Source organism: Mesorhizobium sp. B3-1-7, assembly GCF_006439385.1.
GTDB lineage: Bacteria > Pseudomonadota > Alphaproteobacteria > Rhizobiales > Rhizobiaceae > Mesorhizobium.
Genome location: NZ_VFTL01000043.1, coordinates 1 through 26,386 on the forward strand (window position 1 = coordinate 1; position 26,386 = coordinate 26,386).

15 protein-coding genes are annotated in these 26,386 nt (G+C 64.4%); 3 read left to right on the forward strand and 12 right to left on the reverse strand.

Annotated features, from left to right (window positions below; all coding sequences use genetic code 11):
- Positions 1-434 precede the first annotated feature (434 nt).
- Positions 435-1,235 (reverse strand): SapC family protein, encoded by an 801-nt coding sequence (locus tag FJ417_RS28190; RefSeq protein WP_140785704.1) that lies wholly within the window; start codon positions 1,233-1,235, stop codon positions 435-437.
- 154 nt (positions 1,236-1,389) lie between these two features.
- On the opposite strand from FJ417_RS28190, the gene FJ417_RS28195 reads away from it, so the two are divergent.
- Together FJ417_RS28195 and FJ417_RS28200 are read left to right on the forward strand one after the other, a co-directional pair.
- A complete protein-coding gene (locus FJ417_RS28195) occupies positions 1,390-1,665 on the forward strand; it encodes a hypothetical protein (protein ID WP_140644689.1) in 276 nt (91 codons plus the stop codon).
- A 12-nt stretch (positions 1,666-1,677) separates the two neighbouring features.
- Entirely contained in the window at positions 1,678-2,256 is a 579-nt protein-coding gene (locus FJ417_RS28200) for a 2OG-Fe(II) oxygenase (RefSeq protein WP_140785705.1), read from the forward strand.
- 12 nt (positions 2,257-2,268) lie between these two features.
- Here the strand turns inward: FJ417_RS28200 and FJ417_RS28205 are convergent, their stop codons facing one another.
- The 5 genes from FJ417_RS28205 to FJ417_RS28225 all read right to left on the reverse strand — a co-directional run bounded on the left by FJ417_RS28205 (position 2,269) and on the right by FJ417_RS28225 (position 15,925).
- Complete coding sequence (locus FJ417_RS28205) at positions 2,269-2,781, reverse strand: GNAT family N-acetyltransferase (RefSeq protein WP_140785706.1); 513 nt, start codon at positions 2,779-2,781, stop codon at positions 2,269-2,271.
- Between the two features lie 7 nt (positions 2,782-2,788).
- Positions 2,789-3,310, reverse strand: coding sequence for a tail fiber protein (locus tag FJ417_RS28210; protein ID WP_140644686.1), 522 nt, complete (start codon positions 3,308-3,310; stop codon positions 2,789-2,791).
- 10 nt (positions 3,311-3,320) lie between these two features.
- The gene (locus FJ417_RS28215; RefSeq protein ID WP_246672381.1) at positions 3,321-3,794 is read right to left on the reverse strand and encodes a tail fiber protein; all 474 of its coding nucleotides are present in this window, start codon (positions 3,792-3,794) and stop codon (positions 3,321-3,323) included.
- Between the two features lie 42 nt (positions 3,795-3,836).
- A complete protein-coding gene (locus FJ417_RS28220; protein WP_140644684.1) occupies positions 3,837-4,337 on the reverse strand; it encodes a tail fiber protein in 501 nt (166 codons plus the stop codon).
- Between the two features lie 155 nt (positions 4,338-4,492).
- Positions 4,493-15,925 (reverse strand): hypothetical protein, encoded by an 11,433-nt coding sequence (locus tag FJ417_RS28225; RefSeq protein ID WP_140785707.1) that lies wholly within the window; start codon positions 15,923-15,925, stop codon positions 4,493-4,495.
- 286 nt (positions 15,926-16,211) lie between these two features.
- On the opposite strand from FJ417_RS28225, the gene FJ417_RS28230 reads away from it, so the two are divergent.
- Positions 16,212-16,748: an invasion associated locus B family protein gene (locus tag FJ417_RS28230; RefSeq protein ID WP_246672379.1), complete on the forward strand. Its 537-nt coding sequence runs from the start codon at positions 16,212-16,214 to the stop codon at positions 16,746-16,748.
- 670 nt (positions 16,749-17,418) lie between these two features.
- On the opposite strand, the gene FJ417_RS28235 is transcribed toward FJ417_RS28230, so the two are convergent.
- From FJ417_RS28235 to FJ417_RS28260, 6 genes are all read right to left on the reverse strand, one after another.
- On the reverse strand, positions 17,419-18,231 hold the full coding sequence (locus FJ417_RS28235) for an NAD(P)-dependent oxidoreductase (RefSeq protein WP_140785708.1): 813 nt from the start codon (positions 18,229-18,231) through the stop codon (positions 17,419-17,421).
- A gap of 3 nt (positions 18,232-18,234) precedes the next feature.
- Complete coding sequence (locus tag FJ417_RS28240) at positions 18,235-19,437, reverse strand: pyridoxal phosphate-dependent aminotransferase (protein ID WP_140785709.1); 1,203 nt, start codon at positions 19,435-19,437, stop codon at positions 18,235-18,237.
- Positions 19,437-21,053 carry a hydantoinase B/oxoprolinase family protein gene (locus FJ417_RS28245; protein WP_140785730.1) on the reverse strand — a complete coding sequence of 539 codons (1,617 nt, stop codon included), beginning with the start codon at positions 21,051-21,053 and terminating at the stop codon, positions 19,437-19,439. The genes FJ417_RS28240 and FJ417_RS28245 overlap by 1 nt, the downstream gene beginning before the upstream one ends.
- An 11-nt stretch (positions 21,054-21,064) precedes the next feature.
- A complete protein-coding gene (locus tag FJ417_RS28250; RefSeq protein ID WP_140785710.1) occupies positions 21,065-23,161 on the reverse strand; it encodes a hydantoinase/oxoprolinase family protein in 2,097 nt (698 codons plus the stop codon).
- Positions 23,158-24,828, reverse strand: coding sequence for a thiamine pyrophosphate-binding protein (locus FJ417_RS28255; RefSeq protein ID WP_140785711.1), 1,671 nt, complete (start codon positions 24,826-24,828; stop codon positions 23,158-23,160). Before FJ417_RS28255 ends, FJ417_RS28250 begins: the two co-directional genes overlap by 4 nt.
- Positions 24,829-24,948: 120 nt before the next feature.
- Positions 24,949-26,352, reverse strand: a complete 1,404-nt coding sequence (locus tag FJ417_RS28260) for an FAD-binding oxidoreductase (protein ID WP_140709473.1) — start codon at positions 26,350-26,352, stop codon at positions 24,949-24,951.
- Between the last annotated feature and the right edge of the window lie 34 nt (positions 26,353-26,386).

Sequence of the window (26,386 nt, forward strand, 5' to 3'; positions counted from 1 at the left end):
GAAGGTCACAGGTTCAAATCCTGTCCCCGCAACCAAACGCAAAACGGCCCGCTCAACGCGGGCCGTTTTGCGTTGGACTGGCACGTAGTCACCGATTCGGCACTCGTTGTGAGGCACATTCCTGCTTGCCGCTGACAAACGAGGTATTTGCGCGCTGTTGTCATCGAGCGCTGGATCTGTCCCGGCTGTAAGTAAGCGATAACGCCAACGTACTTTCCTGCCGGTGCCAAGACACCGAAATGCCATTTACTAGCCCTCAACCAACGACTTCGATGTCGACGGCGAATGCCTCGCCTTTGTGAGTTCTGTGGCGTCGTGATCCGTCAAGAGTTCGACAAGAATCCTCGTCTGGCTGTCCCAAAGCATCGGGCAAGCGTAGCCGATCAGCGATCATCGGCGTACCGTCACACGATCAAATTGTCGCCGCTCATTTTCTAAGCCCGCTTGCGCATCGACGCCTGGTGGACCAGCGACGACCAGCTGTTGGAGGAGGCGAGGTGGCAATAGATCATCGCCAGCGCGCCGGATCTGCGGAGGTCGAGGAAAGCCTCGTCGCCAAGCTTGTTCAGCGCAACCTCGTCGATGATTTGGAAATCGGTGAGATTCAGGGTCTCGCCGCCTTCCAGCGTCACCTTGCTCTGCCGCGCCGCGAACAGGCCGTGCGCGTCGATCTTCTCAACCATGGCGCGGGTGGCGTTGAAATCGTTCTGGAACTGGCTGCAAAAGGCGAGCGCCTGCTTGGTCGCTTCGGTCGGCTCGGTGCCGTTGAAGAACAAAGCGAGCTTGCCGCCATCGTCTCGGAAGGGAGCGGCGAGTTGATCGACGACGCGGTCGCTGGCTCGGTCGATGCAGAGTGTCAGCCGGCCCGTTGTCGCCGACTCATCCGCCAGGATGAAGGGATAGCGCCGCACATAGGCCGGGATGTAGTGGGGTTCGGTCCAGCGGCCGTCGTGATCGACGAACAGGTTCTCGTTCTGGCGCAGGCCAGTGATGATCACCGGCGCCTTGGCCGGGCCTATGAAGACGATCGGATAGGAGCGCATGGCGCCCGGCATTTCTGAGGCCGCCACGGGGATGGAATGCGCCGCGCGGGCAAAGCCGAAATCGGCGCGCGCGATCAGCCCGAGCGAGCCATGGCGTATCGGGTTGAGCGCTTCGGGATTGCTATAAAACAGCGGCAGCGCATTGCCGGAGCCGGCTAGCACCGGCGCCTTCTCGGTCTTCGCTTCAGCCATGTTCAGCCTCCTCCAAAAAGCCATGCAATAGCGCAGCTATAAAGGGTTTAGGCCAGCACAAGGGCTGGCGCAACGGCTTCCCGGCACGCTATGAACAGCATGGCGCGGACCGCCGGTATTGGCGGCAACCGGTAGTGATTGAAGGTGGACGGGAATGGCATCGGCTACGCAATTCGAGCAGGCGGTCGGGCAGACATTCGTCGTCGAGGCAGGCGGGCAGATGGTCGCGCTGGAGCTCGCTTCAGTAAAACGCGTCGCCAACAGTCCGCGCGCCGGCGGCGGCTTCTCGGCGCTGTTCAAAGGGCCGCGCGAAATGCTTTTGCCCCAGGCGACCTATCGCTTTGTCGGCAGCGAGATCACGCATGACATCTTCATCGTGCCCATCTCCGGCGACCAGGCGGGCTATATCTACGAAGCGGTCTTCAACTGAGATCGGCCGGGCGTGGTCGACTATGTCACAATCCCCAAAGTGCTGGACAAAGCGACCTGTCGCGCGTTGTGCTCGGAAATTCGCGCAGCCACCGGCGAGGCTGCCGGCCTGCTCGGCCGTTCCGATCAGAAGCCGCAATGGTCGCAGGTGCGTCAGACCAGACGTGCCGAAGTTTCGCTTGCCGCGCAGGCGCTGATAAAGCGTCTGCTGGAGCAGCAAAAAACGGTGCTCGAACGGCATTTCGCAATCGCGCTGGGCGCGTTTGAGAAACCGCAGTTCCTCCACTACCAAGAGGGCGATTTCTTCGTGCCGCACCAGGACGGCAACACGCCGATCATTCGCGACGAGTCGCGCTTCCGGAAGATTTCGATGGTGATCTTTCTTAACGGCCAGTCCGACGAGCCTTCGCCGGAGGACTATTCCGGCGGTTCGCTGGTCCTGCACGGACCTTACAGCGGTCCGGAGCTGCGCGTCGCGATGCTGGCATTGCCGGGGTCGGTGGTCGCGTTTCGCTCGGAAACGACGCACGAAGTGACGCCGGTTACGCGCAACGAACGCTTCACCATCGTCTCCTGGTATCGCGGTGCGTGATGGTTGCGGCGCTCACGGGGCCGGACGCAGCATCAGGTCGTAAACGCCCTTGTCTTCGGCCACGGTGAAGCCCAGCCGCAGGTAAAGCCGCATGGCCGGGTTGTGCTTCTCGACATGGATCGAGACCGCTTTGCCGATGGCTGCGGCTTCGTCGATGAGATCGCTGAGCAGGGCCGAGCCGAAGCCCTTGCCGCGAAACGCCGGCAGGAAGGCGATGTCGATGATGCGGTGCTCGCCTGGCCAGCGCTCGATATAGAGCCGTCCGATATCGCTGCCGGCACGCGTGACCACCAACCAGTCGGCATCGGGGTAGTATTTGCGGTAATGCGCGTGCTGCGCCTGGAACTGCGTGTCGAGGAACGCGGCCTTCTGCGCCTCGGCCCAGGATGTCACGGCCAGCTCTTCGAGGCGGGTCGAGGCATAGAGGTGCAACAGAAACGGCAGATCGGCATCCGTTGACCCGCGGAATGTGAGCCCAGCACCCGCCGCGCGCATCCAGCCGGCCGCCCCGCGAAAATGGTTCATCGGCAAATCAGGGGCGTGGTGGGAAGACGCCCTGAAGCGCGATGCAGAAATAGCAGGTGAGATAGGGTTGCATGTTGTTGTGCGGCTGGTCGCCGCCGACCGGTCGCACCGCCTGATCGTTGAGCGGCGTCAACGTGGCTGTCGCCGAGTAAGATTGCCCTGGATTCGTGCGCGCATAGGATCGTGTCGCACTTGGAGCCGCCAGATTGGCTGGATTGATATTCCCCATCAGCGTGTGCCCGTGCTGCGGCATCTCCGATATCAGCAACTGCACCGTCTCCGATCCGCCCTGCTCACCGAGATCGTGCAGCGACAGCCCCGGTCCCTGCCCCGGATGCATCGGCGCGCGGCCCTGCAAATCGGGCAAGCCAAAGTTGGACTTGCCATTGCCGCCATAGGTCGTGCCGAGCAATGAGAACAGCGCGGTGTTCTGCGATATTGGCAGCAGTTGACCGTCGCACCATGCCCAGCCCTTGGGCGCGAAGTTGAACGGAAAGATGCGGATTTCGGCGACGAACGGATCGGCCATGACGTCCTCTTCAAGTCGGCGACGGGAAGATACCGAACAGCGAGATGATGAAATTGATGCAAAGATACGGCTGGAAGTTGGTATGCGGCAGACCGCCGCCGGTCTGCCCGGCGGTCTGCGGGGACATCGGCGTCGTCGCCGGCGCTTCACGGTAGATCTGCGAGGCGCCAACCTGCCCGGTCACATTGCCGGTGGGCGTATTCGCCGCTGCGTTGTTCAACGAGGCGACAAACGGGTGCGTGTGTGAGGGGATCTGTTGGGTCGTCAGCGTGACTTCCTCCACGCCCCCGGTCTCGGCAAGGATGAAACTGTCGCCCTGATGCAGCGGCAGCCGGCCCCTCAGGTCGGGCAATGCGAAGGTGCTCTCGCCGTCGCCGCCATAAGTGGTGCCGATCAGGTTGAACAGGGTTTCATACTCCGAGATCGGCAAGAGCTGTCCTTCGCAGAACATCCAGCCGGCAGGATTGAAATTGCCGGCAAACATTCTCACTTCGCCAACATAGGGTTGTGCCATAATTGCGTTTCCTCAGGTCGGCGACGGGAAAATGCCCTGCAGGGCGATGCAGAAGCTCAGTGTCAGGAACGGCTGCATATTGATATGCGCCTGGCTGCCGCCGACCAAGGCCAGCGTACCGGGGTCCATCGTCGTAGTGGGGTTCGCTGGCGGCGTATAGACGTTGGCGACCGTTGCCAGCAGGTTGCCGGCGGGAGCCGGCACATCGGCATTGGCCGTGGTGGCCATCTCGGCATGGCTATGGACCGGCAGTTCCGAGATCGAAAGCGTGTGCGCCTGCTCGCCGCCCCGTTCGCCCAGCACATGACTGCCGCCGACATGGATGGGGACGCGCCCGCGATAGTCGGGCAGGGCGAAATTCACCCGGCCGTCGCCGCCGAAAGTGGTGCCCAGCAACGAGAACAGCGGCTGGTTCTGGTTGATCGGGAGCAATTGCCCATTGCAAAGCGCCCAGCCTTTCGGAGGGAAGGCAAAAGACATGATTCTGATTTCGGAAAGAAATGGTTCCGCCATCGCACCCCTCCTTGCTGTAAGCATACATTAGCGCAATGCGATTACATTACGCAACGGCAATAAGGCGTGTAATAAAAAAATCTTTTAACTTCACTTTTACTAAAGTTACGCCCAGCGGCGAAAATGCCACCACCAAGGCACATGCAAGGCAAGACTTAGGGCGCCACTACCGGCGGAAGCGTCGGCAAGCTGTTGACGAAGGTGATGGTCCCGCTGCCACCCGTCGTATCGACCGTTTGCACGCCGGTGTTGTCATCCTGGATGACGCCGAGCGCCGTGCTCTGGCCCGAACCATTCCGCGACAGGTTGAGGTGCGTGCTGGCGTTGAAATTGCTCAACGAAACATCGACCGCATAGTTGGGTGAGTGGGTCAGCGTGTTCTTGCTGCCCGCGCCGCCGGTGCCCGAACCGATGACGACATTGGTCGTGCTGGTGTCGGTGGCTGTGGCGCCATTGTCGACCAGCAGCGCGGCAAACGGGAATGAGCTCGTTGGCGACGTCACGCTGTTGCCGTAGATCGTGGCATTCAACGTGGCGCTGCCATCGTTGTTCTGGAGATGGATGCCGTTGTTGCCGACGCCGGTGATGGTGTTGTTTTGGATCAGGGTCGTCATCGTGCCAGCGCCGGCCACGCGCACGAAAATGCCATCCGAATTGGAGTTCACCTTGGCCGGGCCGATCTGGTTGCTGGCGATCGTGCCGGCCATGGTGCCGTTGTCCTGACCCTTGGCGACGAAGATGCCGACGGTATCGAAGGCATTGGCGCCACCGTCGGTCAGAACGTTGTGCGAGATATCGAAGGTGGTCGTCGCAGCGGAGGCAAGGCCGCCCGAGCCGCTGCGGATATCGACCGCCGTGCCGCCGCCGGGGATGATCGCCTGGCCGTTGTGGAACGTGTTGCTGCGCACCACGGCATCCATGGTGGAATTGTTGTTGGCAAGGAACGCGATGAAGTCGGCGCGCGTGCCGGCGAAGGTGCTGTTGGTCAGCGTGTAGTTGGCGGTCGCGCTGTTGTAGACCTGTCCGCGAACATTGTCGTTGCCTCCCGTCGCATCGATCAGGCCGAACTGGATGTTGTCCATGGTCAGCCGGGTCAGCGTGCCGCTGGTGTTGTAGAGGTCGACGTTCTGGTTGTAGCCGCCCGATATGCTGGAGTTGGTGATCGAAGAGGTGCCGAGCAGGTTGTCGAAGCGGATCGAGCCTTCTTCGCGGTCGCCGGCATTGTTGTTGCCGTTGACGCCGTTGATGGTCATGCCGGTCATCGTGAAGTTGGTGACGGTGTTGCCGTAGACGGCGAAGTTCGAGAAGTCGTTCAGCTGCATGTTGGCGAACGATACTCCGGAGGTATTCCTCAGGAAGATGCCGGTGCCGGCACTTCCGCTCACGGTCTGACCGCCGGCGTCTGTGCCGGTCAGGATATCGGCGCCGGTCTTGCTGGAAATCGTGCCGCCCGAGCCGGCCGAGCCGGTGCCGGTTACGGTCAGCCCGCCGCTAGAGCCGGTGCCGTCGAGCACTATGCCGGCGGCAGTGCCGCCGCTCGAGGAGATGCTCTGGAACTTCAGGCCGGAGGCGCCAATCGTCGTGCTGACGACATTGAGCGCGGTCGCCTGGCCCGAATTGATGGTGCTGCCGGAGGCGGTCGCGCTGACCGTGCCGCCGCCGGTCGCGTTGAAGCCGATCGAGTTGCTGCTCGAGGTGTCGATGGTCAGGGCGCCGGTGAAGCTGATGGTCGAGCCGGTGTTGGCGTTGAGGAAAACGCCGTCGCTCGAGCCGGTCGAGGAAACCGCGCCGCTGAGTGTCACCGTGCCGCCAGTGCGGTTCTGGATATCGATCGTGCGGCCGTCGCTGGTCTTGGTGATCGAGCCGCCATAGGTGACGGTTGCCGTGCCGCCGGAGCCCAGGAAGGCGACGCCCGACGCGCCGGTCAGCGAACCGGTGCCCAGGTTCACCGTGCCGGTGACATTGGTAAGCGCGACGTTGTTGGTGCCGCCGCCGGAGGTGGTCGAGGTGAAATTGATGCCGGCCGCGATGCCGTTGAGGTTGACCGCTTGGGCGGCAGTCGTGCTGATCGAGCCGGTGGTGACATTGACCGTGCCGCCGTTGGTCGCCGTAAAGGCCGTGTTGGCGCTGCCCGTCGTGAGGGAGAGGTTGGCGAAACTGACGGCCGAGGCCAGGCCGCCATTGTTGATCGACACACCTGTGCCCGCCGCGTTGAAATTGACCGCGCCGCTGAAGTTGACCGTATTTACGCCGGTCGCGCCGGAGATGACGATGCCGCTGCCGCCAATGGTCGACGTAACCGTGCCGGCAAAGCCGAAGCCGCCGCCGGTGCGGTTGGTTATGCTCACGGCGGTGCCGGCGACGTTGGCGATCGAGCTCGCGCTGTCGAAGGTGAAGGCCGCACTGCCACCGACGACGGACACGCCGCTGCCGCCTGTCGTGTCGACATTGGTGCCGGTGACCGTTCCGGAGGCTGCGCCAAACTTGATGGCAGTGCCGCCAGCCCCGGTAGACAAGAGGGAGAGATTGGTCAGCGTCGTGGTGCCGGCAGCGCCGGTGCCGAAGTCGATATCGGTGGCCGTGACGTTCCTGATCGTCATGTTGCTGATCGTGGCGTTCGCCGTGCCGGAGCCGCTGATGCCGATCGCGGCATTGGCGCCTGTGCCGTCGTTGCCATTTATCGTAAAGCCGTCGATGATGTTGCCGTTGCCGGCCAGGGTGACGATGCTGCTGCCATCCGCGCTCGTCAGCGTCGCCGCGCCGTTTGGCGTCTGGTCTACAATCGAGATGTTGTTGCTGGCCAGCTGGATCGTCGACGGCACCGTCAGCGCCAGATCGATGTTGCCGTTGCCGAAGCCGCGCACTTGTTCGCTGGTTGCGAGCGCCAGCGTGTCGTTGCCGTTGCTGCCCGCCGCCGTTATAACGCCGCCGTCATTGACCAGCACGATGATGTCGGTTGAAACCGCCGCCGCTTCCGCCGTGGTCAGCGTCGCGAGATTGTTCTGGTCCTTGCCGCTGCCGTCGCCCGTGGCGCTGGTGCCGACGAAGTAGATCCTGCCGACCCCGAAGCCGAGGCCGGGGCTGGCCGCGAAGTTGACATCCTGGAAGTCGTAGGTGCCGGAGACCGGCGCGCTGGAGGCGTCGATGCCGACATTGGCGCTGATGGTCGAGGCTTGGTCAATCGCCTGCTCGCCGTCGCCATAGATGAAGTTGAGGTTGCTCGCCGAACTGAGGAAGACGCCAGTGTTGACACCGGCGATGCTCGAACTCGCGCCGTTCGGGTCGGTGTCGCCGAGACGCACGGTCTGGCCGCCGGTGGCGCCGCGCAGATCGACGCCGATCGAGGTCCCGGCCGCGGCCGCATTGGTGACGTCGAAATCGTTGGCGGTAACGGCGGCATTGATCGTTGCGCCGTTGAGATCGAAGGCCACGGCGGCGCTGTTGTTCAAGCCGATATCGAGGTCGTTGAAGGACAGCGCCGCGCCCAACGTGGCGGATACATCGACACCACGCGACGTGATGCCCTGCAGGTTGACCGTGCCGAGCGCGATCGTGCCGCCGCCCGACGAGGCTATGTTGGCAAGCGAAACGCCGCTCGCGGCGCCGTTGGCCGAGACGGTCGAAAAATTCAGCGATGTGGCGCCCACCGTCACGCCGCTGAGGTTCAGCGCGGTTCCCGAGGTCGTGGCGATGGTGTTGGCGCTACCGCCGGTGCCGACATTGACCGTCCCGCCGCCCGTGGCCGTGAAGCCGGCGCCGCTTGTGGCGGTGATCGCCAGCCCGCCATTGGTGAAGTTGACCGTGCCGTTGGTGTTGCCGGTCAGGCTGACCGCGTCGTTGGTGCCGGAGCTGATCTGCTTGCTGGCGCCGGAGAAGGTGATGGTGGCCGCCGTGCCGTTGTTGATGTTGGCAACGACGATGTGGCCGCCATTGGTGGCGGAACCGTCCGTCAGATTGCCCGACAGCGTCACCGAACCGCCGGTCAGTTCCTGGACCGAGACCGCCGCGCCGTTGCCGTTGGAGGCGATATTGCCGGCATAAGAGATCGTCGCATTCCCGCCGCTCTGGTCGGTGGCCGAGCCGACATTGAAGGCGGCGCCGGAGCCGGTGTTGGTCAGCGTGCCGTTGCCGAGATCGAGCGAGCCCGCCACCTGCTGCAGGTTGATGCCGTTGGCCGCGCCCGAGAAACTGGCGTTGACCGAGGTGAAGCCGCCGCCGAGGGTGGCCGAAGTGATGTCGACGGCGGTTCCGTTCGAGGTACTGACGCTGCGCGTGCCGGCACCCGTCACATTGACCGTGGTGGCGGCCGGCGGGGCGCTGCTTGCGACGCGGAAGCCGCTGCCCGTGGATGTGGTGATGCCCAGCGTGCCGTCGAAGGTGATGGTGGTGGCGCTGGCGGCGTTCTCGATGTTCACGCCACGGCCGGCCGAGGCCGAATTGTCGATCGTGGTATTGCCGAAGATGTAAGTGCCGCTCGAATTGAGAACCTCGATGCCGGCGCCGCCTGAACCGGCGACGTTGACGGCGTCGAGATCGACATTGCCGCCGCTGGCGCCGCTGATCAGCACGCCCTGGGCGGCCGCATTGGTCGAGGTGACGCTGTTGAAATGGACGCCGCCAGCGCCGATCGCGCCCTGCAGCGACAGCGCCGTCTGGCCGGTCGCGTTGATCGTCGTCGAGCCCGCATTGGCGACCGTGAGCAGGTTCAGGCCCGAGAAATCGAGGCCGGTATCGGCCGAGGTGGTGATGTCGAGGCCGCCATTGAAATTGACGGCGCCGGCGGCGGTGCCGCCCGAGATCGACACGCCGTTGCCGCCGGTGATCGTCACCTGGTCGGTGAAGGTCACCGCGCCGCCGGTGCGGTTGGCGATGTTGATGCCGCCGCCGATCAGCGTGCCGGGCGTCGCGCTGTTCGTCAGGATGCCGCGCGACACCTGGATGGTGCCGGAGCCGCCGTTCACGTCGAGCAGCGTGCCTAAAACGTCGATGTCGTTGTTGATGACCGAGAGATTGCCAGTCAATCCCGCGACCTTGATGGCCGTCTGGCCCGCCGCCACATTGCTGATGGTGACGCCTTCGATGATGATGCCGCTGGCATTGCTGAAGCCCGGCGCGCTCTGGTCGATCAGGAAAGCGGAGCCGCTGGCGCCGCTGAAATCGAAGGCGGTGTGGCGGACGGCGTTGTCGCCGAGCAGGTGCATGAAGTCGCCGGTGCCGGTGACCACGGCCTCGTCGCCGGTGATGTTGCCGCCGGTGGCTCCGAGGTTGCCGTGGACGTTCACCGGCTGGATGGTACCGATCGAGACGACGTTGCCATTGCCGAAGCCGGTGATCGTCTGGCCCGAATCGAGCGTGAAGGCGCTGGCGCCGACATCGATCGGACCGACGAAGGCGAAGTTCTGGGCGCCGGTCAGCGCATCGGCGGCGGCAAGCGAAATGGTGCTGACGCCCATGCTGAGATTGCCGGTCGTGCCGGCATTGATGAAGCCGCCCGACTGCGAAACCAGCGTGACCGCGCCCGGCGCCGAGGCCAGGTTGGCGCTGCCGGTGAAGGCCACGTCGTCGAAATCGTAGTCGCCGAGCGTCGGATCGAGGCCGACCGTGTTGACGGTGTAGCCGTTGGTGGCCGCGGAGATCGAGGATTCCAGCCCATCGGTCGAATCGCCGTCGCCGAAGGTGAAAGTAGCGTTGGCCGAGGTGGCGGTGGTCTGACCGGACGAAAGGTCGACGCCGATGCCGACATTGGCGATCGAGGACCCCTGGGAGAAGGTGATGACCTTGTTGCCGGTCGTCGAGGACAGATCGATGCCGCGCGAGGTGAGGTCGCCGAGGCCTGTGATGGTGGCGGCGAGGCTGAAATTGGCAGCGGTGGACGAGCCGCTGAAGTCGATGCCGGTCTGGTTGGCGCCGATGTTGCTGACCGTCGTGGCGCCGAAGGTGACGTTGGCATTGGTGCCGGTGAAATCGATGCCGGCCGTGTTGGGGGCCGAGCCCATCGTCACGCTGGTGGCGCCCGAGAACGTCACCTGGCCGGCATTGTTGGCGATCTCGATGCCGTTGCCGCCCGCGCCGGAGATTGTGACGCTGGCGAAGCCGACAGCAGCGCCGCTTGCCACGTTCGAGACCGAAAGGCCGTCGCCGGTTGCATTGGTGATCGACAACAGTGCCGAGTCGTTGAAGGTCGCGTTGCCGGCAAGCCCACCGATCACCGCGCCGCCGCCACCGGTGGCGGTCAGCGTCTTGCCGGCGGCGAAGGTGATCGCCCCGCCCGTCGGCGCCGTCGTCGTGCCGATGGCGAAGATATTGCCGGTGCCGGTCGAGGTGACGTTACCCGTGAACGCGACAGAGCCGCCGGTGGTGCCGTCGACCTTGATCGCCGTGCCCGGCGCGCTTGCCGAGCTGGAAATGTTGGCCGAAACGGTGATCGCCGCGCTGCCGCCGGACACCACGACGCCGTTGCCGGTGCCGGAATTGGTGATGGTGCCGCCGATGGAGATGGTGCCGGTGTTGTTGGTCAGGTTGACGTCGTCGCCGGAAACGCCGGTGGTGAAGAGGTTGCCGACGTTGACTGTGGCAGCGCTGCCCTGAACGACGAAACCCGGGCCATTGCCGACGACGGTTGCGATCGTGGTCGTGCCGTTGAAGGTATAGGTGCCGCTGGCGACATTGGTGAGGCGGATGGCGTCGCCATTGACGCGGCTGATGTCGACGCCGCCAAAGGTGACGTTGCCACCGCTGGTGTTCTCGATGACGATACCGGTCGGCACAGTACCGCCGGAGCCGTCGACGGTGACGCTGTCGAAGGTCACCCCGCCGGCGCCGATGGTGAGGCCGCTGGCGCCGCCGAGCTGGATACCCTTTTCGGTGACGCCGCCGCCCGTGGCGATGGTGTTGGTGCCGGTGACGTTGAGCGTGCCGCCATTGATGGCGCTGAAGGCGAAGCCGCCGTCGGTGGTGAGGTCGAGCCCGCCGTTGAAATTGATCGTGCCGCCGGCATTGCCGGTGAGATCGATGGCGTTGGCCGCGCCGGTGCTGGCTGTGATCTTGCCGCCGAAGGTGGCGCTGCCACCGGTCATGGCGTTGATCTTGACCGCGCTTGCCGCGCTCGTCTGGTTGATCGTGCCGTTATAGGTAACGGTGGAAGTTGCCGTGTCGATGTTGAAGGCCACACCGGACGTGCCGGCGATCGAGCTCGCATTGTCGAAGGTGAGCGCGCCGGTGGAACCGCCGGTGACGCTGACGCCGGTGCCGGCGCCGGTGATGTCGAAATTGTTGAAGGTGCCGGTGCCGCTGAAATTGCTAGCCAGGAGGCCGGTGCCGCTGACGCCGCCCATCGTGGTGTTGGTGACGTTGATAGCGCCCGATGCGCCGGTCAGATCGATGCCGGTGACGGCGCTGGTGATCGTCACGCCAGTGATGGTTGCCGCGTTTACATCCGATCCGTTGATCGCCGAGCCGGAGCCGGAGTTGCTGATGCTGAGATCGGCGACGCGGTTGCCATTGGCGAGGTCGATGGTGCCGCCGGCCGAATTGTTGAGCGTGGCGGCGCCATTGCCGAACGGATCGGCCTGTGTGCCGGAGGCAACGACATTGGTGCCGGTGACATTGGCCGGCGGCCCGCCGAGAGAGACCGTGTTGCTATTCGCGAACGAGACGAGCTGCTGACCATCGGCAAGCGTGAAGCCGTCCGCATCGGTGTTGATGTTTCCAGTGTCGTCGTTGATGAGCACGAAGACTGTGTTCGCGTCGGTGGTCAGGTCGTCGGCGGCAGCCGCGTTGATAAGATCGCTGACGTCCGCGCCGCTGCCGGTGCCGGTGTCGGCCGCGCCGACGAAGATGATGTTGGCAGCATCGAACAGTTGCGGCCCGACGAGCGCCGTGCCGTTGAAGGCATAGGTGCCGCTGCCGGCCATCAGGCCGCGCATGTCGAGCGAGGCGACCGTGCCGGTGATCGAGGCGCCACCGGCGGCACCGAAGGAGAAGGTGGTGTTGGCGGTGGTGCCGGCAGCACCATGCGTGCCCATCTGCACGCCGGTGCCGGCCGTTATGATCCCGCTGCCGATGGTGACAGAGCCGCCGGTGGTGCCGGAGAGGTCGATGCCGGTCGAGGTGCCGGCGCCCGCGATGTCGAGCGTCGTGGCGGTGAAGGTCGAGGAACTGCCGGACAGATCTAGGCCGGTCTTGCCGGTCGGGAGGTTGGTGATGTCTATGTTGCCGAAGGCGATCGTGCCGTTGGTGCCGAAAACATCGATCGCGTTCTGGCCCGGCTGGTCGATGGCGACGTCGCCGAAAGTGACGGCGCCGGAAGTGGTATCGAGAATGATGCCCGAGCCAGTGAGGGCGGTGACGGTGACCTTTCCGCCGAAGCCCACCGTTGCCGAACTGTTCTGAATGACAATCCCGTTCGGCACGCCAGAGATCGTCGTCGTGCCGGTGATATCGAAGCTGCCGGTAACGTTCGAGAGAGCTATCCCGGTGCCGCCGGCAGTATGGGTGAGGCTGGTCAGCGTGACGTCCAGCCCGATCTGCGAGGCACTGAACCCTTGGCCGGAATTGCCGGAAATCGTCCCGCCGGTCGTCGTCAGTTTGCCGGTGCCGGTGGAGCTTGCATCGACGCCGCTGCCGGCATTGTTCTGCGAATTGAGCGTCTGGAAATTATAGGTTCCATCGCCGGTGATCGACAAGCCATCGGCGCCGTTGCTGTTTAGCGTCGTGGTGCCGTTGAAATTGTAGGTGCCGGCCCCCTGCAGGGACAGGCCCACACCAGTATTGCCGGTCGAGGTCAGGTCGGTGGCAGTGGCGCTACCGGTGCCGTCGAACAGCACACCGGCAAGGCCGGCGCCGCTGACCGACATGCCGGTCAGCGTAACGCCGGTGACGCCGCTGCCATGGATGCCATTGGCGCTGCCACCCGAAATATTGAAATCGAGCAGCGAGCTGTTGTTGGCCAGCGTTACAACGTCGCCGGCGCCGGTGCTGGTAAGCGTCGCGGCGCCGTTGACATCCGAGACAACCTGGTCGTGCTGGACATTGTCGCCGGTGACGTTGATCGGGACGCCGCCGAGCGAGAAGCTGCGGCCATTGCCGAAGGAAGCGAGCGTCTGGCCGGCGCTCAGCGTGAAGCCGCCGCCGGCATCGATCGGCGTGTTGCTGGCGTCGTTGACCAGCACGAAGATGGCGGTGCCGTCGGTGTTGGCATCGGCCGTCGCGATCGAGGCCAGATCGAGAAGCGAGGAGCCGTCGCCTGTTCCTGTCGCGGCAGCGCCGACAAAGATCACATTCTGCGTGTCGAAAAGCTGCGGCCCGCTGAAGGTGGTCGAACCGAAGGCATAGGTGCCGAGCGTCTGATTGAGGCCGCGCGCGTCGAGCGAGGCGGTGATGCCGGCGATCGAACCGCCGCCGAAGGTGAAATTGGCATTAGCCGAATCGGCCGGCGTACCGGCAATGCCGAGGCGAACGCCGGTGTCGACATTGGCAATGATACCGCCATTGGTGATGGTGATGACCGCACCGCCGGCGCTGGGCGAGGTGAGGTCGATGCCGGTGGAGCCGGCCGCGCCGGTACCGGTAAGATTGAGCGACTGCGCGGTGAAATTGGTCTGGCTTCCGGAGAAGTCCAGGCCGGTGCCGGCTCCGAGCCCGGAAATGACGATGTTGCCGGCGACCACAGCGGCGTTGACGCCGCTGAACGACATGCCGTCGGCGCCGGGATTGGTGATGGCGATGTCACCGAAGCGGATCGATGCCGGCGAGTTGGTGATCGCGACGGCCGGGCCGGTGGTGTTCGAAATATTCGTCGCGCCATTGACGGTGAAGCTGCCCGACACCTGGTCGAGGATGACGCCCGACACGCCGCCGCTCTGGGTGATGGAATCAAGCACGACATGGGCGGTGATTGGATCGATGAAGACGGCGGTGCCGCCATTGCCGGAGATCGTGCCGCCGGTGGTGGTGAAGCTGCCGCCGCTCGACGTGCCCTGCACCGTTATGCCGCGGTCGGTGTTGTTCTGGGCATTGACGGTGGCGAAGGTGTAGGTGCCCTGTCCGGTTATATCGAGGCCGTCATCGGAATTGCCGTTGAGCGTCGTCGTGCCGGTGAGGTTGTAGGTGCCGTTATCCTCGATGTGCAGGCCGTCGAGGCCGTTGCCGGTCGCGGTGAAATTGGACGCGCTGACGCTGGTGGAATTACCGGTGAAGTCGGCGCCGTTGCCGCCGGCGCCGCTGACGGTGACATCGGTCAGCTTCGTGCCTGCGGCATTGTTGCCGAAGATGCCGTCGCCGCCGCCGGTGATGGTGATGTTGCTCAGCGTGTTGTTGCTCGCCAGAGTGATCACGGGGCTGGCGGCGTTGGTGCCTTGGATGGTGCCGTTGCTGCCGCCGAAATTGTATGTGCCGACGCTGCCGTCGGCGAGCTTCGCCTGGACGCTGCCGCCGCCGCCAATGACGGTCTGGCCGGCGGTGAGATTGACACCGCCGGTGGTGATGTTGCCGCTGCCGCCGAGCGCGACGATGAAGCCGTTGCCGCCGGCCTTGGTGACGGCATCATCCAGCGTGGTCGGATCGCCGATGGTGCCGAGGCCGAGCGAATTGCCGCCGTCGGCGAAGAAGAAATTGCCGAAGGCCGCATTGGTGGCAGCGTTGATGGCCACCCGCGTCGTCGTGCCGTTGACCCTGTCCTGGTTCTCCAGCCTGACGCCGATGTCGCCGCGCACGCGCTCATTGAGACGCTTGCGCAGGCCCGGGCTGACCGTGGAGACGAGATCGGGATCGTCATCGACGGAACTGCCCTTGCCCGACACGTTGAACGGCACCGTCAGCCGGACGCTGCCGGCGAACTGGGTGTCGTCGCGGTTATCGTTGCGCACCTCACCGGTGAAGGTCAGCGACGTGCCTTTGCCGACGACGTCGCCGAAGGTGTACTCGATCCCCGCCTTGGCCCCGGTGATCGAATGGTCGTCGCCGTTGGGGTCGGCAAAATGGTAGGCGCCGACGTCGAAGCGCAGCGACTGGTTTTCCGGCAGGTCGATCGGCGCCTGGACGCCGACCTCGCCCTCGATGCCCCAGGCCGCATAGGTGCGATGGTCGATCGTCGAAATCTGTTCGAGCAGCTGGTTGCCGACGAGCGACAGCGTCGAATCGATACCGGTCGAGCCGCGGTCCTTGCTGATCGGCAGGTAGACATTGACATGCGCGTCATATTTCGAGGTGATCGCCTCGAGGCCGAGCGTGGTGGCGACGAACTGGTGGCTGTCGTCGTTCTGGATGTTGAGATAGGCGTAGCCGCCGACCATCAGATCCGGATTGACGATGCGGCGCACGCCGAGGCCGACATCCTGGCCGAAGCCGTTGTCGAAATCATATTTCGAGCGGACGTCGAGGAAGAGGACCGATTCGAGGTTCTGCTTGATCGGCAGGAAGCCTTCGAGCGCCGAATAGCCACTGTTGCTGTTGGCGCCGATGATGGCACGGACCTGCGGCTGCCATAGCCCGGCATCCTCGGCATGCGCGGCCAGGCCCGACAATGCGAGAGCGACAGTGGTCAGCGCGGAGGTGCGCAGCAAAATGCCTGAGCGGCGGGATGCAGCCAATGCTCCGCCGCGTCGCCGCATTTGGCGCTCAGCGGTCTTCCCCCGACGTTCAATCAGCCCTGTGCGCGAGCGCATCTACCCGTCCCGGCTGCCGCCATGCTCTTCCACTGGGATAGCGGATAGCTAATGTATTGCATAGTATTGCACGGCAATTCACGGTTGCGATACGGTATTAACACAGAAATTAGAGTCCTGTTGCAGTAGGGCAACATTGACTTTGCGTCCAACGACTCGGACTCAATTAAGCCGGCTATAAACCGAGAGATGTGACAATTGGAGTATATTAGTGAGATTTAATGTACTTGGAAGGCAAAGATACCTGCCCGTCGGCCTCGGCGCGCTTTTGCTGGCGACCGGCCTTGCCATGGCCGAAGATACCAAGCCGGCAGAGACGAAACCCGCGGACGCCAATCCCTGGGTGGTCAATTGCTCGTCGGGATCAACGGGCACCGAACTGCAATGCCAAGTTTCGCAGAATCTCACCGAAGCCAAGACCGGCCAGCGGGTTCTGACTGTGACGGTGCGCCGCCAGCAGGGTACCCCAGGCTTTGCCATGCTTTTGGCCCTGCCGCATGGCCTGTTCCTGCCATCGGGAACTTCCTACCAGATCGACAGCGGCAAGAAGGTCACGATCGCTATCCAGACCAGTGACCAGAACGGCGCCTATGCCGCGACGCCGCTGGCGCCGGATCTGCTCAAGGCGATGCGATCCGGAGCGACGTTGAACGTCGGCATGGAATCCGTAACGCGCAAACCGGTGACCATTCCGGTTTCGCTCAAGGGGTTCGGCGCGGCGGTCGACAAGCTCGAAGCGACCAAGTAAGGCGGCGCAAAATTGCCCGGTTGCGAGCTCGAAGCCGGTCGGGGGGCGGCTGCTGGTTCGAGGCTGGCCGCGCCCGTGTGCATCTGGTGTGGAGGCCGCCTTTTGCCCTGCCAACAAGGTGCACCCGGCGTTTGTGGTTGACGAGCTCCAAAGCTTCGCGCGCGTCTCAACACGGCGGGGTTTGCGTGCAAAGACGACGAGCCGATTGATGGTTTTTACCGGACGTACGTGTCCGATCCGTTTGGCAATCGGATTGAGTTAATGGGAGTCGCGGGACAACGGTGCGGAGCCAGGCGCGGATACTTATGATAGCAGAGGACCGCTACCTCGTGAACTCACTATGGGGGGCGCGCTCTGGGCAGGTTGCCATACAGCGCTGTCACGGAATTCGTTTGTTGAAAGGATCTTCCTTAAGGATCGCCGGCGCGCTTGAATCCAGTCCCCACAACCAAACTCAAAACGGCCCGCTCAACGCGGGCCGTTTTGTTATTCGGCTGTGAGGGCCGGTCGATTTGAACTCTCAGGGGCCTGCAATAAGGGCAAAGCCGACGCCCCCGGGACAGAGAAGCCAAATCCTGGCCTCGCTACCAGCTTCGATTGCAAAACGCCGGCAACTCAACGAGTTGCCGGCGTTTTGCTTTCGTGGCGCAGTTCTTGGCGGACGGGATCGTCAGGCGGGCTTGTCGTCGGGATGGCCAAGCTCGCAGAACCAGCCGCCGAGATATTTCACCGACGGCTTGTTCGGATCGGGAACAGGGGTTTTGGCCTCGACCGCGGCGCGAAATGGCTCGGCGCTGTCCTGCGGGATGAACCCAAGGTGGTCCGCGCCGCTGTTGTCGACCATCTTCAGCTTGTTGTTGGAAATGCCGAAGGAGATCGTGTGGCCGACGCGCGGCGCGGTCAGCGACGCTTCGACCAGGCGCACGCAATCGGCGAAGGAGAGATATGACCACAGCATGCGCCGGTCGGCCGGTTCGGGGAAGGACGAAAAGATGCGCAGGCATACCGTCTCGATGCCGAACTTGTCCCAGTAGAGCCGGCTGAGGCTTTCAACGAAATTCTTCGACACGCCGTAGAGGCTATCCGGGCGCACCGGCGCGTCGACGCCGATATGCGCGTCGATCTCGTGATAGCCGATGGCATGCACCGATGAGGCATAGATGATGCGCTTCACGCCGTGTTTACGGGCGCCTTCATAGATGTGGTAGGAGCCGCGGATGCTGGAATCGAGAATGGTCTGCCATTCGCATTCGAGCGGCGCGCCGCCGAAATGGACGATCGCGTCGCAATCCTTGGTCGCGGCGATCGTGGCTTCCATGTCGGCGAGGTCGAAGACAGCTTCCTCCTCGTGCGTCGCAAGGTCGCCGAAGGGTTCGCGCCCCGCCAGGCGGATCGTCTTGGCCAACGGCGCCAGCCCCTTGCGCAGCTGCGAGCCGAGCCGGCCGGCGGCGCCGGTGATCAGGATACGTTCGTAATGCGGCATCACTTACTCCACTTGCGCGACGGCGGCGTTGATCCGCGCGATCGCCTCGGTCAGCACCTCTTCGCTGGTCGCGGTCGAGATGCGGAAATAGGGTGACAGTCCATAGGCGACGCCAGGCACCGACGCCACCCGGCCTTCGTTGAGAAGATAATTCGAGACGGCCGCGTCGTCCTCCAGCACGACGCCCTTGGGCGTCTTGCGGCCGATCAGGCTGACGCAGCCGATATAGGCGTAGAAAGCGCCTTCCGGCGGCGACAGCGTCAGGCCGTTGATCTTCCGGATGCCGTCGACGACTAGGTCGCGGCGCGCCTCGAAAGCCTGGCGGAAGCGGGCGACTTCATGCTGCGGGCCGTTGAGCGCGGCGACAGTCGCTGCTTGCGCGATCGAGCAAACCGAGGTGCAGGACTGGCTCTGGATGGTCGACATCGCCTTGAGAAGCGGCGCGGGTCCGGCCGCGTAGCCGACGCGCCAGCCGGTCATCGCATAGGATTTCGAAACGCCGTTGACGATCAGCGTGCGCTCCTTGAGCTCGGGGCAGGCCTTGCCGAAAGAAACGAACTCGCGTCCGTCGAACAGGATGTGCTCGTAGATCTCGTCGGAAAGGATGAGCACCTGCGGATGCTTCGCCAGCACAGCGGCCAGCGCCTTCAGATCGGATTGCGAATAAACCGCGCCGGACGGGTTGCCCGGCATGTTGAGGAAGAGCCACTTCGTCCTTGGCGTGATCGCCTTTTCCAAGAGCGCCGGCGTCAGCCGGAAGCCGGTGGTCTCCGGGCATTCGACAACGACCGGCGTGCCGCCGAGCAGCTTCACCATTTCCGGGTAGGAGACGAAATACGGCGCCGGCAGGATCGCCTCGTCGCCGGTCTCGAGCGTCGCCATAAGCGCGTTGAAGATGATCTGCTTGGCACCGTTGGCGACGACGATATCATCGGCGGTGTAGTCCAGCCCGTTCTCGCGGCGGAATTTGCCGGCTATGGCTTCGCGCACTTCGACCGTGCCGGCGGCGGCCGTGTAGAGTGTCTGGCCGGCCTTGGCGGCGAAATGAGCGGCATCGACGATGTGATGCGGTGTCGGAAAGTCGGGCTCGCCCAGGCCGAGATCGATCACGTCGACGCCCTTGGCGCGCAGCGCCTTGGCGGCCTGCGAAGCCGCCATCGAAGCCGAAGGCTTCACCGCAGACAGGCGCGAGGCAACATAGCTCATCAGTCGTTCTCCGTGATGTAACCCTTGGACCGGTCATTGGCTCGCGCGGCCGCATTGCGTTTGGCCGGATCGCCATAGCCGCCGCCGCCCGGCAGTTCGAGGATCAGCCGGCGCCCTGCCGGCACATGCTGCCAGCCTTTCGGGCGCATCTTCGTGCCGTCGTCGAGCTTGACGACACCAGCGACGCCCGGCTTGCCGCCGTTGCGTCCGTGGGCCGGATGATTGACGCGGTCGAACATGGCCGAGAAGTCGAATTCATGGCCATCGGTCGCTGCGATCTCGATAACCTGCCCCAAGCCGCCGCGGAATTCGCCGTCGCCGCCGGAGTTGGGCCGCAGCTCCTTGCGCCAGATGACGATCGGCCCGGTATGCTCGGTCGCCTCGATCGGCATGGTGTGCACGCCGGACGGAAAGGCCGTGGCCGACAAGCCGTCGAGCTCGGGGCGGGCGCCCATGCCGCCGGAGTTGAACATCAGCACCTCGGCGCGCCGGCCGGACGCGCCGGCAACGGGGCGCGCCGAAATATGGATGTTCCAGAGCGCGCCGGCGCCTTCGGCAAGGATTTTTCCGGGCAACGCCTTGGAGAAGGCGCCGAGCACCAGATCGGGAACCATGTGGCCGAAAATATGCCTGAGCGCCACCGGCGCCGGCCGCACCGCGTTCAGGATGTTGACCGGCGACGACACGGTGAAAAAGGCGAGCGAAGCGGCATTGTTGGGAATGTCGGGCGCCACCATGCATTTCAGCGCATAGCAGGCATAGGCCTTGCTGTAGATGATCGGGCAGTTGATGCCCCAGCGGCTCATCGGATCGGTGCCGGTGAAATCGACTTCGACATGGTCGTCGCGGACCGAGACCGTGGCTGCAAGCTTGACCGGCTCGTCATAGCCGTCGGTCACCAGCTCGTTCGACCAGCTTCCCTTCGGAAGCACCTCGATGCGCTCGAGCATCGCGTCGCGGGTGCGCGAGAAGATGAAGTCGCCGAGCCCGCCGAGCGATGCCAGGCCGATCTCCTTCATCATGTCGACCAGGCGCCGGTGGCCGACCTCGTTGCAGGCGGCCAAGGAATAGAAATCGCCGACGACCTGATTGGGCTCGCGGACATTGGCGCGCAGGATGCGGACGAGATCGAGATTGACTTTGCCCTTTTCCGCGAACTTCATGATCGGGATTTGGATGCCTTCCTCATAGACCGACTTGCCGTCGGCGCCGAAGCCGCGGCCGCCGACATCGACGACATGCGCGGTGCAGGCGAAGAAGGCCACGAGCTCGCCGTTGAGGAAGGACGGCGACACCATGGTGATGTCGTGCAGGTGGCCGGTGCCGAGCCAAGGGTCGTTGGTGACATAGGTGTCGCCTTCGAACATCTCCTCGCGCGGGATTGCGTGCATGAAATGCAGCACCGCCTCGGCCATGGTGTTGACGTGGCCGGGCGTGCCGGTCACCGCCTGCGCCAGCATCTGGCCGCGCGGATCGAACACGCCGGCCGACAGGTCGCCGGATTCGCGCACGGAGGTCGAGAAGGCAGTGCGCAGCAAAGTGAGCGCCTGCTCCTCGACCACCGAGATCAACCGGTTCCACATGACCTGCATGCGGATTTCGCCAATATCGCTCATGCCTGGGTCGCTCATGCCTGGCTGCCTTTGCGGATCAGGAGTATTGCGCCTTCGCTCTGGATGACGGCGTCGAAGCTGGTGGTGACGACGGTGGACGTCTCGCGCTCCACAATGACTGCTGGACCGACCACGCGATCGCCGGCGCAGAGCCTGTCGCGCTCGACGATACCATAGGTTCGCGAGGCGCCGCTGACAGGGTCAAAGACCTCGCGCGTCGTTGTCGGCTCGTTCGTCTTTTTGCCTTTGGTCAGCTCGTGCCTCGCAACGGCGGGTCGAACATCCGTCGCCTTGACCGACCAGGTGACGATCTCGATCTCCAAGCCGTCAAGGCCTTCGATGGCGCGGCCGAAGAAGCGCTGGTAGTTCGCCTCGAACAGCTCCTTGAGTCTGGCCACGGCATCGTCGCCGAACGGTTCGTCCGCCAGCGGCACGGGGATTTCCCAGCCCTGACCGGCATAGCGCATGAAGGCGGTGATCTCGCAGACGATTTTTCCGCTGGCACCGGTGCGCACGAAACCCTCGGCGGAGGCTTTGAGGTCGGCGAGGAGTGCGTTGACTTCGGCCGGCTTGAAGCGCGACAGGCGCGTCAGCTTCGACGCCAAGGCTTCGTAGCCGAACGGCGCCTTGAGGAAGCCGATCGCCGACCCGACGCCGGCGCCGCGCGGCACGATGCATTGGTCGATCCCAAGCTTTTCGCAAAGCCTTGCGGCGTGGAGGGGTGCTGCGCCACCAAAGGCGATCATCAGATTGTCGGATATGTTCTTGCCGTTTTCGACGGCGTGGACGCGGGCGGCATTCGCCATGTTCTCGTCCACCACCTCGCAGATGCCGAAGGCGGTCGCGATGGCATTCAGCGACAGGCGCTCGCCGACATCGCGCAGGATCGCCTGCTCGGACGCGGCGGTGTCGAGCTTGATCGCGCCGCCGGCGAAATTGTCGGGGTCGAGCTTGCCGAGCACGAGGTCGGCGTCGGTGATCGCCGGACGCTTGCCGCCGCGGCCGTAGCAGGCGGGGCCGGGTTCAGAGCCGGCGCTTTCCGGTCCGGTCTGGATGCGGCCCATGGCGTCGACCCAGGCGATCGAGCCGCCGCCGGCGCCGATCTCGATCATCTCGATCACCGGGATGGAGATCGGCATGCCCGAGCCCTTCGAAAAGCGGTAGGTGCGGGCCACTTCGAAGGTCCGCGCCGTGCGCGGCGCAAAATCCTCGATCAGGCAGATCTTGGCGGTGGTGCCGCCCATGTCATAGGAGACGACCTTTTCGAGCCCGAAGCACCGGGCGATGTCGGCGGCGAAAATGGCGCCTCCCGCAGGACCGGATTCGACCAGGCGAACCGGGAATTCCGAAGCGGTTTCGACCGAGATCAGGCCGCCGCCCGAATGGATCATGAAGACCGGGCAGTCGGCGCCCATGTCCTTCAGCCGCGTCTGCAGGCGGGCGAGGTAGTCAGCCATCTGCGGCCGTACATAGGCGTTGGCGCAGACCGTGTTGAAGCGCTCGAACTCGCGCATCTGCGGCGAGACCTCGGCGCTGATCGAAATCGGGATGGTGAGTTTGCGAGCGAGGATCTGGCGCGCTCGGCGCTCGTGGTCGGGGTTGGCGTAGGCGTGGATGAAGCCGATCGCCACCGAACCGAAATTGCCGGCAGCGACCCGGTCGGCGATCTCCTCGAGCGCGGCCTCGTCGAGCGGCTGCAGCTCCTGCCCCTCGGCGCCGATGCGGCCCCTGACCGTGAAGCGGTCCTCGCGCGGGATCAGCGGCGTCGGCAGTTGCAGGTTCAAGTCATACTGCTCGAAGCGGTTCTCCGTCCGCATCTCGATCACGTCGCGAAAACCTTCGGTCGTGATCAGCGCTGTCCGGGCGCCGCGCCGCTCGATCAGCGCGTTGGTGGCGAGCGTCGTGCCGTGGATGATGATGCCGATCTCGGCTGCAGAAATTCCGGCATCGCGGATCACCACGTCGATACCGTCGAGGATCGCCTGCTCGGGCGCCGCATAATTGGTCAGCACCTTGGTCGAAAACATCGTTCCCCTGACATCGAGCGCGATGTCGGTGAAGGTGCCGCCAATGTCGGCGCCGAGACGGATGTCGTCTGATCTGGAGGTCATGCCTTGGCCTTCTGCGAAGCAAGCGCGGCGTCGCGCATCTGGGAAAGGGTTTGCCGGGGCGTGAGCGCTTCGGGCGAGATGGCGATGTCGAGGACCGCGCCCGTTGTCGAGGCGAGCGCCCGATCGAAGGCGGCGGCGAAATCCCCGGTCGATTCGACGCGCTCGGCGTGAAAACCATAGGCCTTTGCCAGCGCCACGAAGTCCGGGTTTTCCAGCGAGGTGCCGGAGACGCGGGCCGGATAGTTGCGTTCCTGATGCGCGCGGATCGTACCGTAAATGCCGTTGTTGATGATGAGCACGATCGGCTGCGCGCCGGCCTGCATGGCGGTGCCGAGCTCCTGGCAATTCATCTGAAAGTCGCCGTCGCCGGCAAAGCAGACGACAGTACGGTCCGGATAGGCGACCTTCGCGGCGACTGCCGCCGGCAGGCCGTAGCCCATGGCGCCGGATTGCGGCGCGAGCAGCCGCGCCTGCGGTCCGAACTTGAAGAACTTGTTCGGCCATACGGTGAAATTGCCGGCGCCGTTGGTGAGGATGACGTCGGCCGGCAAGGTCTCGCGCAGCCAGGCGCTGACCGCGACCATGTCGACCGGGCCGGGCTGTACGGGTGCCGCGAAGGCGCCTTCATAGGCCTTGCGCGCCGCCGCGCGCCAGTCGGCCCAGCCACCCTTCACCGGTGTCAGGGCCTTGGCGAAAGTGTTCGGGCCGGCGTGGATGCCGATCGCGGGCACATAGATCTTGCCGATCTCGCGGTCGGAGCCGTGCGCATGGATCAGCTTCTGGCGCGGCACCGGAACGTCGAGCAGCGTGTAGCCGTCCGTCGTCATCTCGCCGAAGCGGACATTGACGGCCAGGATCACGTCCGCATCGCGGATCAGCGTCTTGACATGCGCCACCATGCCGACGCCGGCTTCGCCGACGAACACCGGCGAATGGTTGTCGAACTGGTCCTGGTAGCGGAACGCGGCAACCACAGGGATGTCTGAAGCCTCGGCGAAGGCCTGGAGCGCGGCGCGTCCATCGGTCGTCCAGTTGGCGCCACCCATGAGCAGCACCGGCTTCTCTGCCGCAGCCAGCATCTCAAGCGCCGCCGCGACGGCATCCCGCGACGGAGCGGCTTCGAAAATCGAAGCAGGGCCGCTGAGCGGCGCGGCCTCGGTCATGGTCGTCAGCATGTCTTCGGGCAGCGCGACGACGACGGGGCCGGGCCGGCCGGTCAAGGCGGTGGTCCAGGCGCGCGCTACGATCTCGGGAAGTCGCGCAACGTCGTCGATCTCGACCGCCCATTTTGCGACGGTCCCGTAGACCGCCCGGTAATCGATCTCCTGGAAGGCTTCGCGGCCTTTCATGTCGGTGCCGACCTGGCCGACGAAGAGGATCATGGGCGAGGAGTCCTGCATGGCGGTGTGGACGCCGATGCTGGCATTGGTCACGCCGGGGCCACGCGTCACGAAGCAGATGCCCGGTGTGCCCGTCAGCTTGCCATAGGCGGAAGCCATGAAGGCCGCGCCGCCTTCGTTGCGGCAAAGCACGTAGTCGAGCTTGCCATGGGTATCGTGCAGCGCGTCGAGGACGGCCAGATAGCTCTCGCCGGGAACGCCAAAGCTCTTGGCGGCACCCAAGGCAATGAGGCACTCGACAAGAAGGCGACCGCCATTGCGGACCATGCTTCGACATCCTCTTAAAGCTGGCGGCAAGCGGACCGGGCCTGCCCTTGCAACTATACCTGCACCGCGGCGGGCCGGCGCGAAATCAAGAAATGCGATCCATACGAAAGTTTTTCTTTGCTATGGAATCCGCACCAGAACACCGGGGTTCATCGTAGCCTGCGGATCGAATGCGCGTTTGAGCCGCGCCATCAGGCTACGCTCGGTGGAGCCGCGGTTACGGTCGGCCATGGCGATCTTGGCGCGGCCGAGCCCATGCTCGGCGGCAAAGCTGCCGCCCATGTCGGTGGCTAAGGCAGCCAGCGCCTCGGCGAATGCCCCAGCCTTGCCGTCGAAATCGGCGCGGCCTTCCGGCGGCGACAGATTGTAGTGGATGTTGCCGTCGCCGAGATGGCCGAACGGGTTGATCCGCACGCCGGGAAGAATGTCGTGGCATAGTTTCGCGCCGGCCTCGATGAAGCGCGCGATCGCGCCCGGCGGCACGGAGATGTCGTGCTTGAGCTGCTCGCCCTCCAGCCGCTGGCCCTCCGGCTGCTCCTCGCGCAGCCGCCAGAACTGCGCCCGTTGCGCGCCCGAATTGGCCAGCGCGCCATCCACGACCAGGCCTTGCTCCATGCCCCATTCCAGCGCCGAAGCCAGGATCTCGTCGAGAGGGACGCGCGTCGAGCCCGACGCCACTTCGACGAGCAGATAGACGTCGCCCCTCGTCTCCAGCTGATAGGCAAGATCCGGCAGATGCTTGAGCGCGAGCGTCAGGCCGACATCCGAAAAGAACTCGAGGCCGGCCAGGAATTCTCCGGCCTCGCCGCGCAGGAAGGCGCCGAAGGACACGGCGGCGGCGAAGTCGGACATCACCAAGAGCGCGCTCGCCTGCTGCTTTGGCGTGGGATAGAGCCGAAGCACGGCGCGCGTCACGATGCCGAGCGTGCCTTCCGAACCGCAGAACAGCTTGCGCAGCTGATAGCCGGCATTGTCCTTCTGCACGGCGCGAAGACCGTCCCACACCGTGCCGTCCGGCATCACGACCTCGAGGCCGAGCACCAGATCCTGCATCATGCCGAAGCGAAACGCCTGGCTGCCGCCGGCATTGGTGCCGATCAGGCCGCCGATCCTGGCGCTGCCTTCGGCCCCGAGATGCATCGGAAACATCAGGCCATGCGGTTCCAGCGCCTCATGCAGCGCGGCAAGCACGACGCCCGCGTCGACGATGATCGATCCGCTCTCCGGCTCCGGTTCGCCGATCGCCGTCATGCGTGAGAGCGAGACGATCGCCGCGTTCGCCCGATCGGCGACGGCGCCGCCGCACAGGCCGGTGTTCCCGCCTTGCGGGATCACCGCCACGCCTGCCTCCCTGCATATGTTTACGACTGCCGCCACCTCCGCGGCGCTGGCAGGCCTGGCAATCCCAAGAGGCGCTACGCCATAGCGGTTGAGCCAATCGCGGTGGTAGGGCTCGGCATCACCACCGGAAAGCCAGCCTTTCGGCCCGAGGATTGCCTGCAATGCGATAACGAGATCAGCCATCTGGGTACCTGAGATGTGGATGAGCCGCGTATAG

Excerpts from the sequence above, each read along its gene's own strand:
- FJ417_RS28260 (WP_140709473.1), bottom strand. The coding sequence starts at position 26,352 with ATGGCTGATCTCGTTATCGCATTGCAGGCAATCCTCGGGCCGAAAGGC.
- FJ417_RS28235 (WP_140785708.1), bottom strand. The coding sequence starts at position 18,231 with ATGCCGCATTACGAACGTATCCTGATCACCGGCGCCGCCGGCCGGCTC.
- FJ417_RS28205 (WP_140785706.1), bottom strand. The coding sequence starts at position 2,781 with ATGAACCATTTTCGCGGGGCGGCCGGCTGGATGCGCGCGGCGGGTGCT.
- FJ417_RS28210 (WP_140644686.1), bottom strand. The coding sequence starts at position 3,310 with ATGGCCGATCCGTTCGTCGCCGAAATCCGCATCTTTCCGTTCAACTTC.
- FJ417_RS28245 (WP_140785730.1), bottom strand. The coding sequence starts at position 21,053 with ATGAGCGATATTGGCGAAATCCGCATGCAGGTCATGTGGAACCGGTTG.
- FJ417_RS28215 (WP_246672381.1), bottom strand. The coding sequence starts at position 3,794 with ATGTTTGCCGGCAATTTCAATCCTGCCGGCTGGATGTTCTGCGAAGGA.
- FJ417_RS28195 (WP_140644689.1), top strand. The coding sequence starts at position 1,390 with ATGGCATCGGCTACGCAATTCGAGCAGGCGGTCGGGCAGACATTCGTC.
- FJ417_RS28220 (WP_140644684.1), bottom strand. The coding sequence starts at position 4,337 with ATGGCGGAACCATTTCTTTCCGAAATCAGAATCATGTCTTTTGCCTTC.
- FJ417_RS28255 (WP_140785711.1), bottom strand. The coding sequence starts at position 24,828 with ATGGTCCGCAATGGCGGTCGCCTTCTTGTCGAGTGCCTCATTGCCTTG.
- FJ417_RS28190 (WP_140785704.1), bottom strand. The coding sequence starts at position 1,235 with ATGGCTGAAGCGAAGACCGAGAAGGCGCCGGTGCTAGCCGGCTCCGGC.
- FJ417_RS28250 (WP_140785710.1), bottom strand. The coding sequence starts at position 23,161 with ATGACCTCCAGATCAGACGACATCCGTCTCGGCGCCGACATTGGCGGC.
- FJ417_RS28240 (WP_140785709.1), bottom strand. The coding sequence starts at position 19,437 with ATGAGCTATGTTGCCTCGCGCCTGTCTGCGGTGAAGCCTTCGGCTTCG.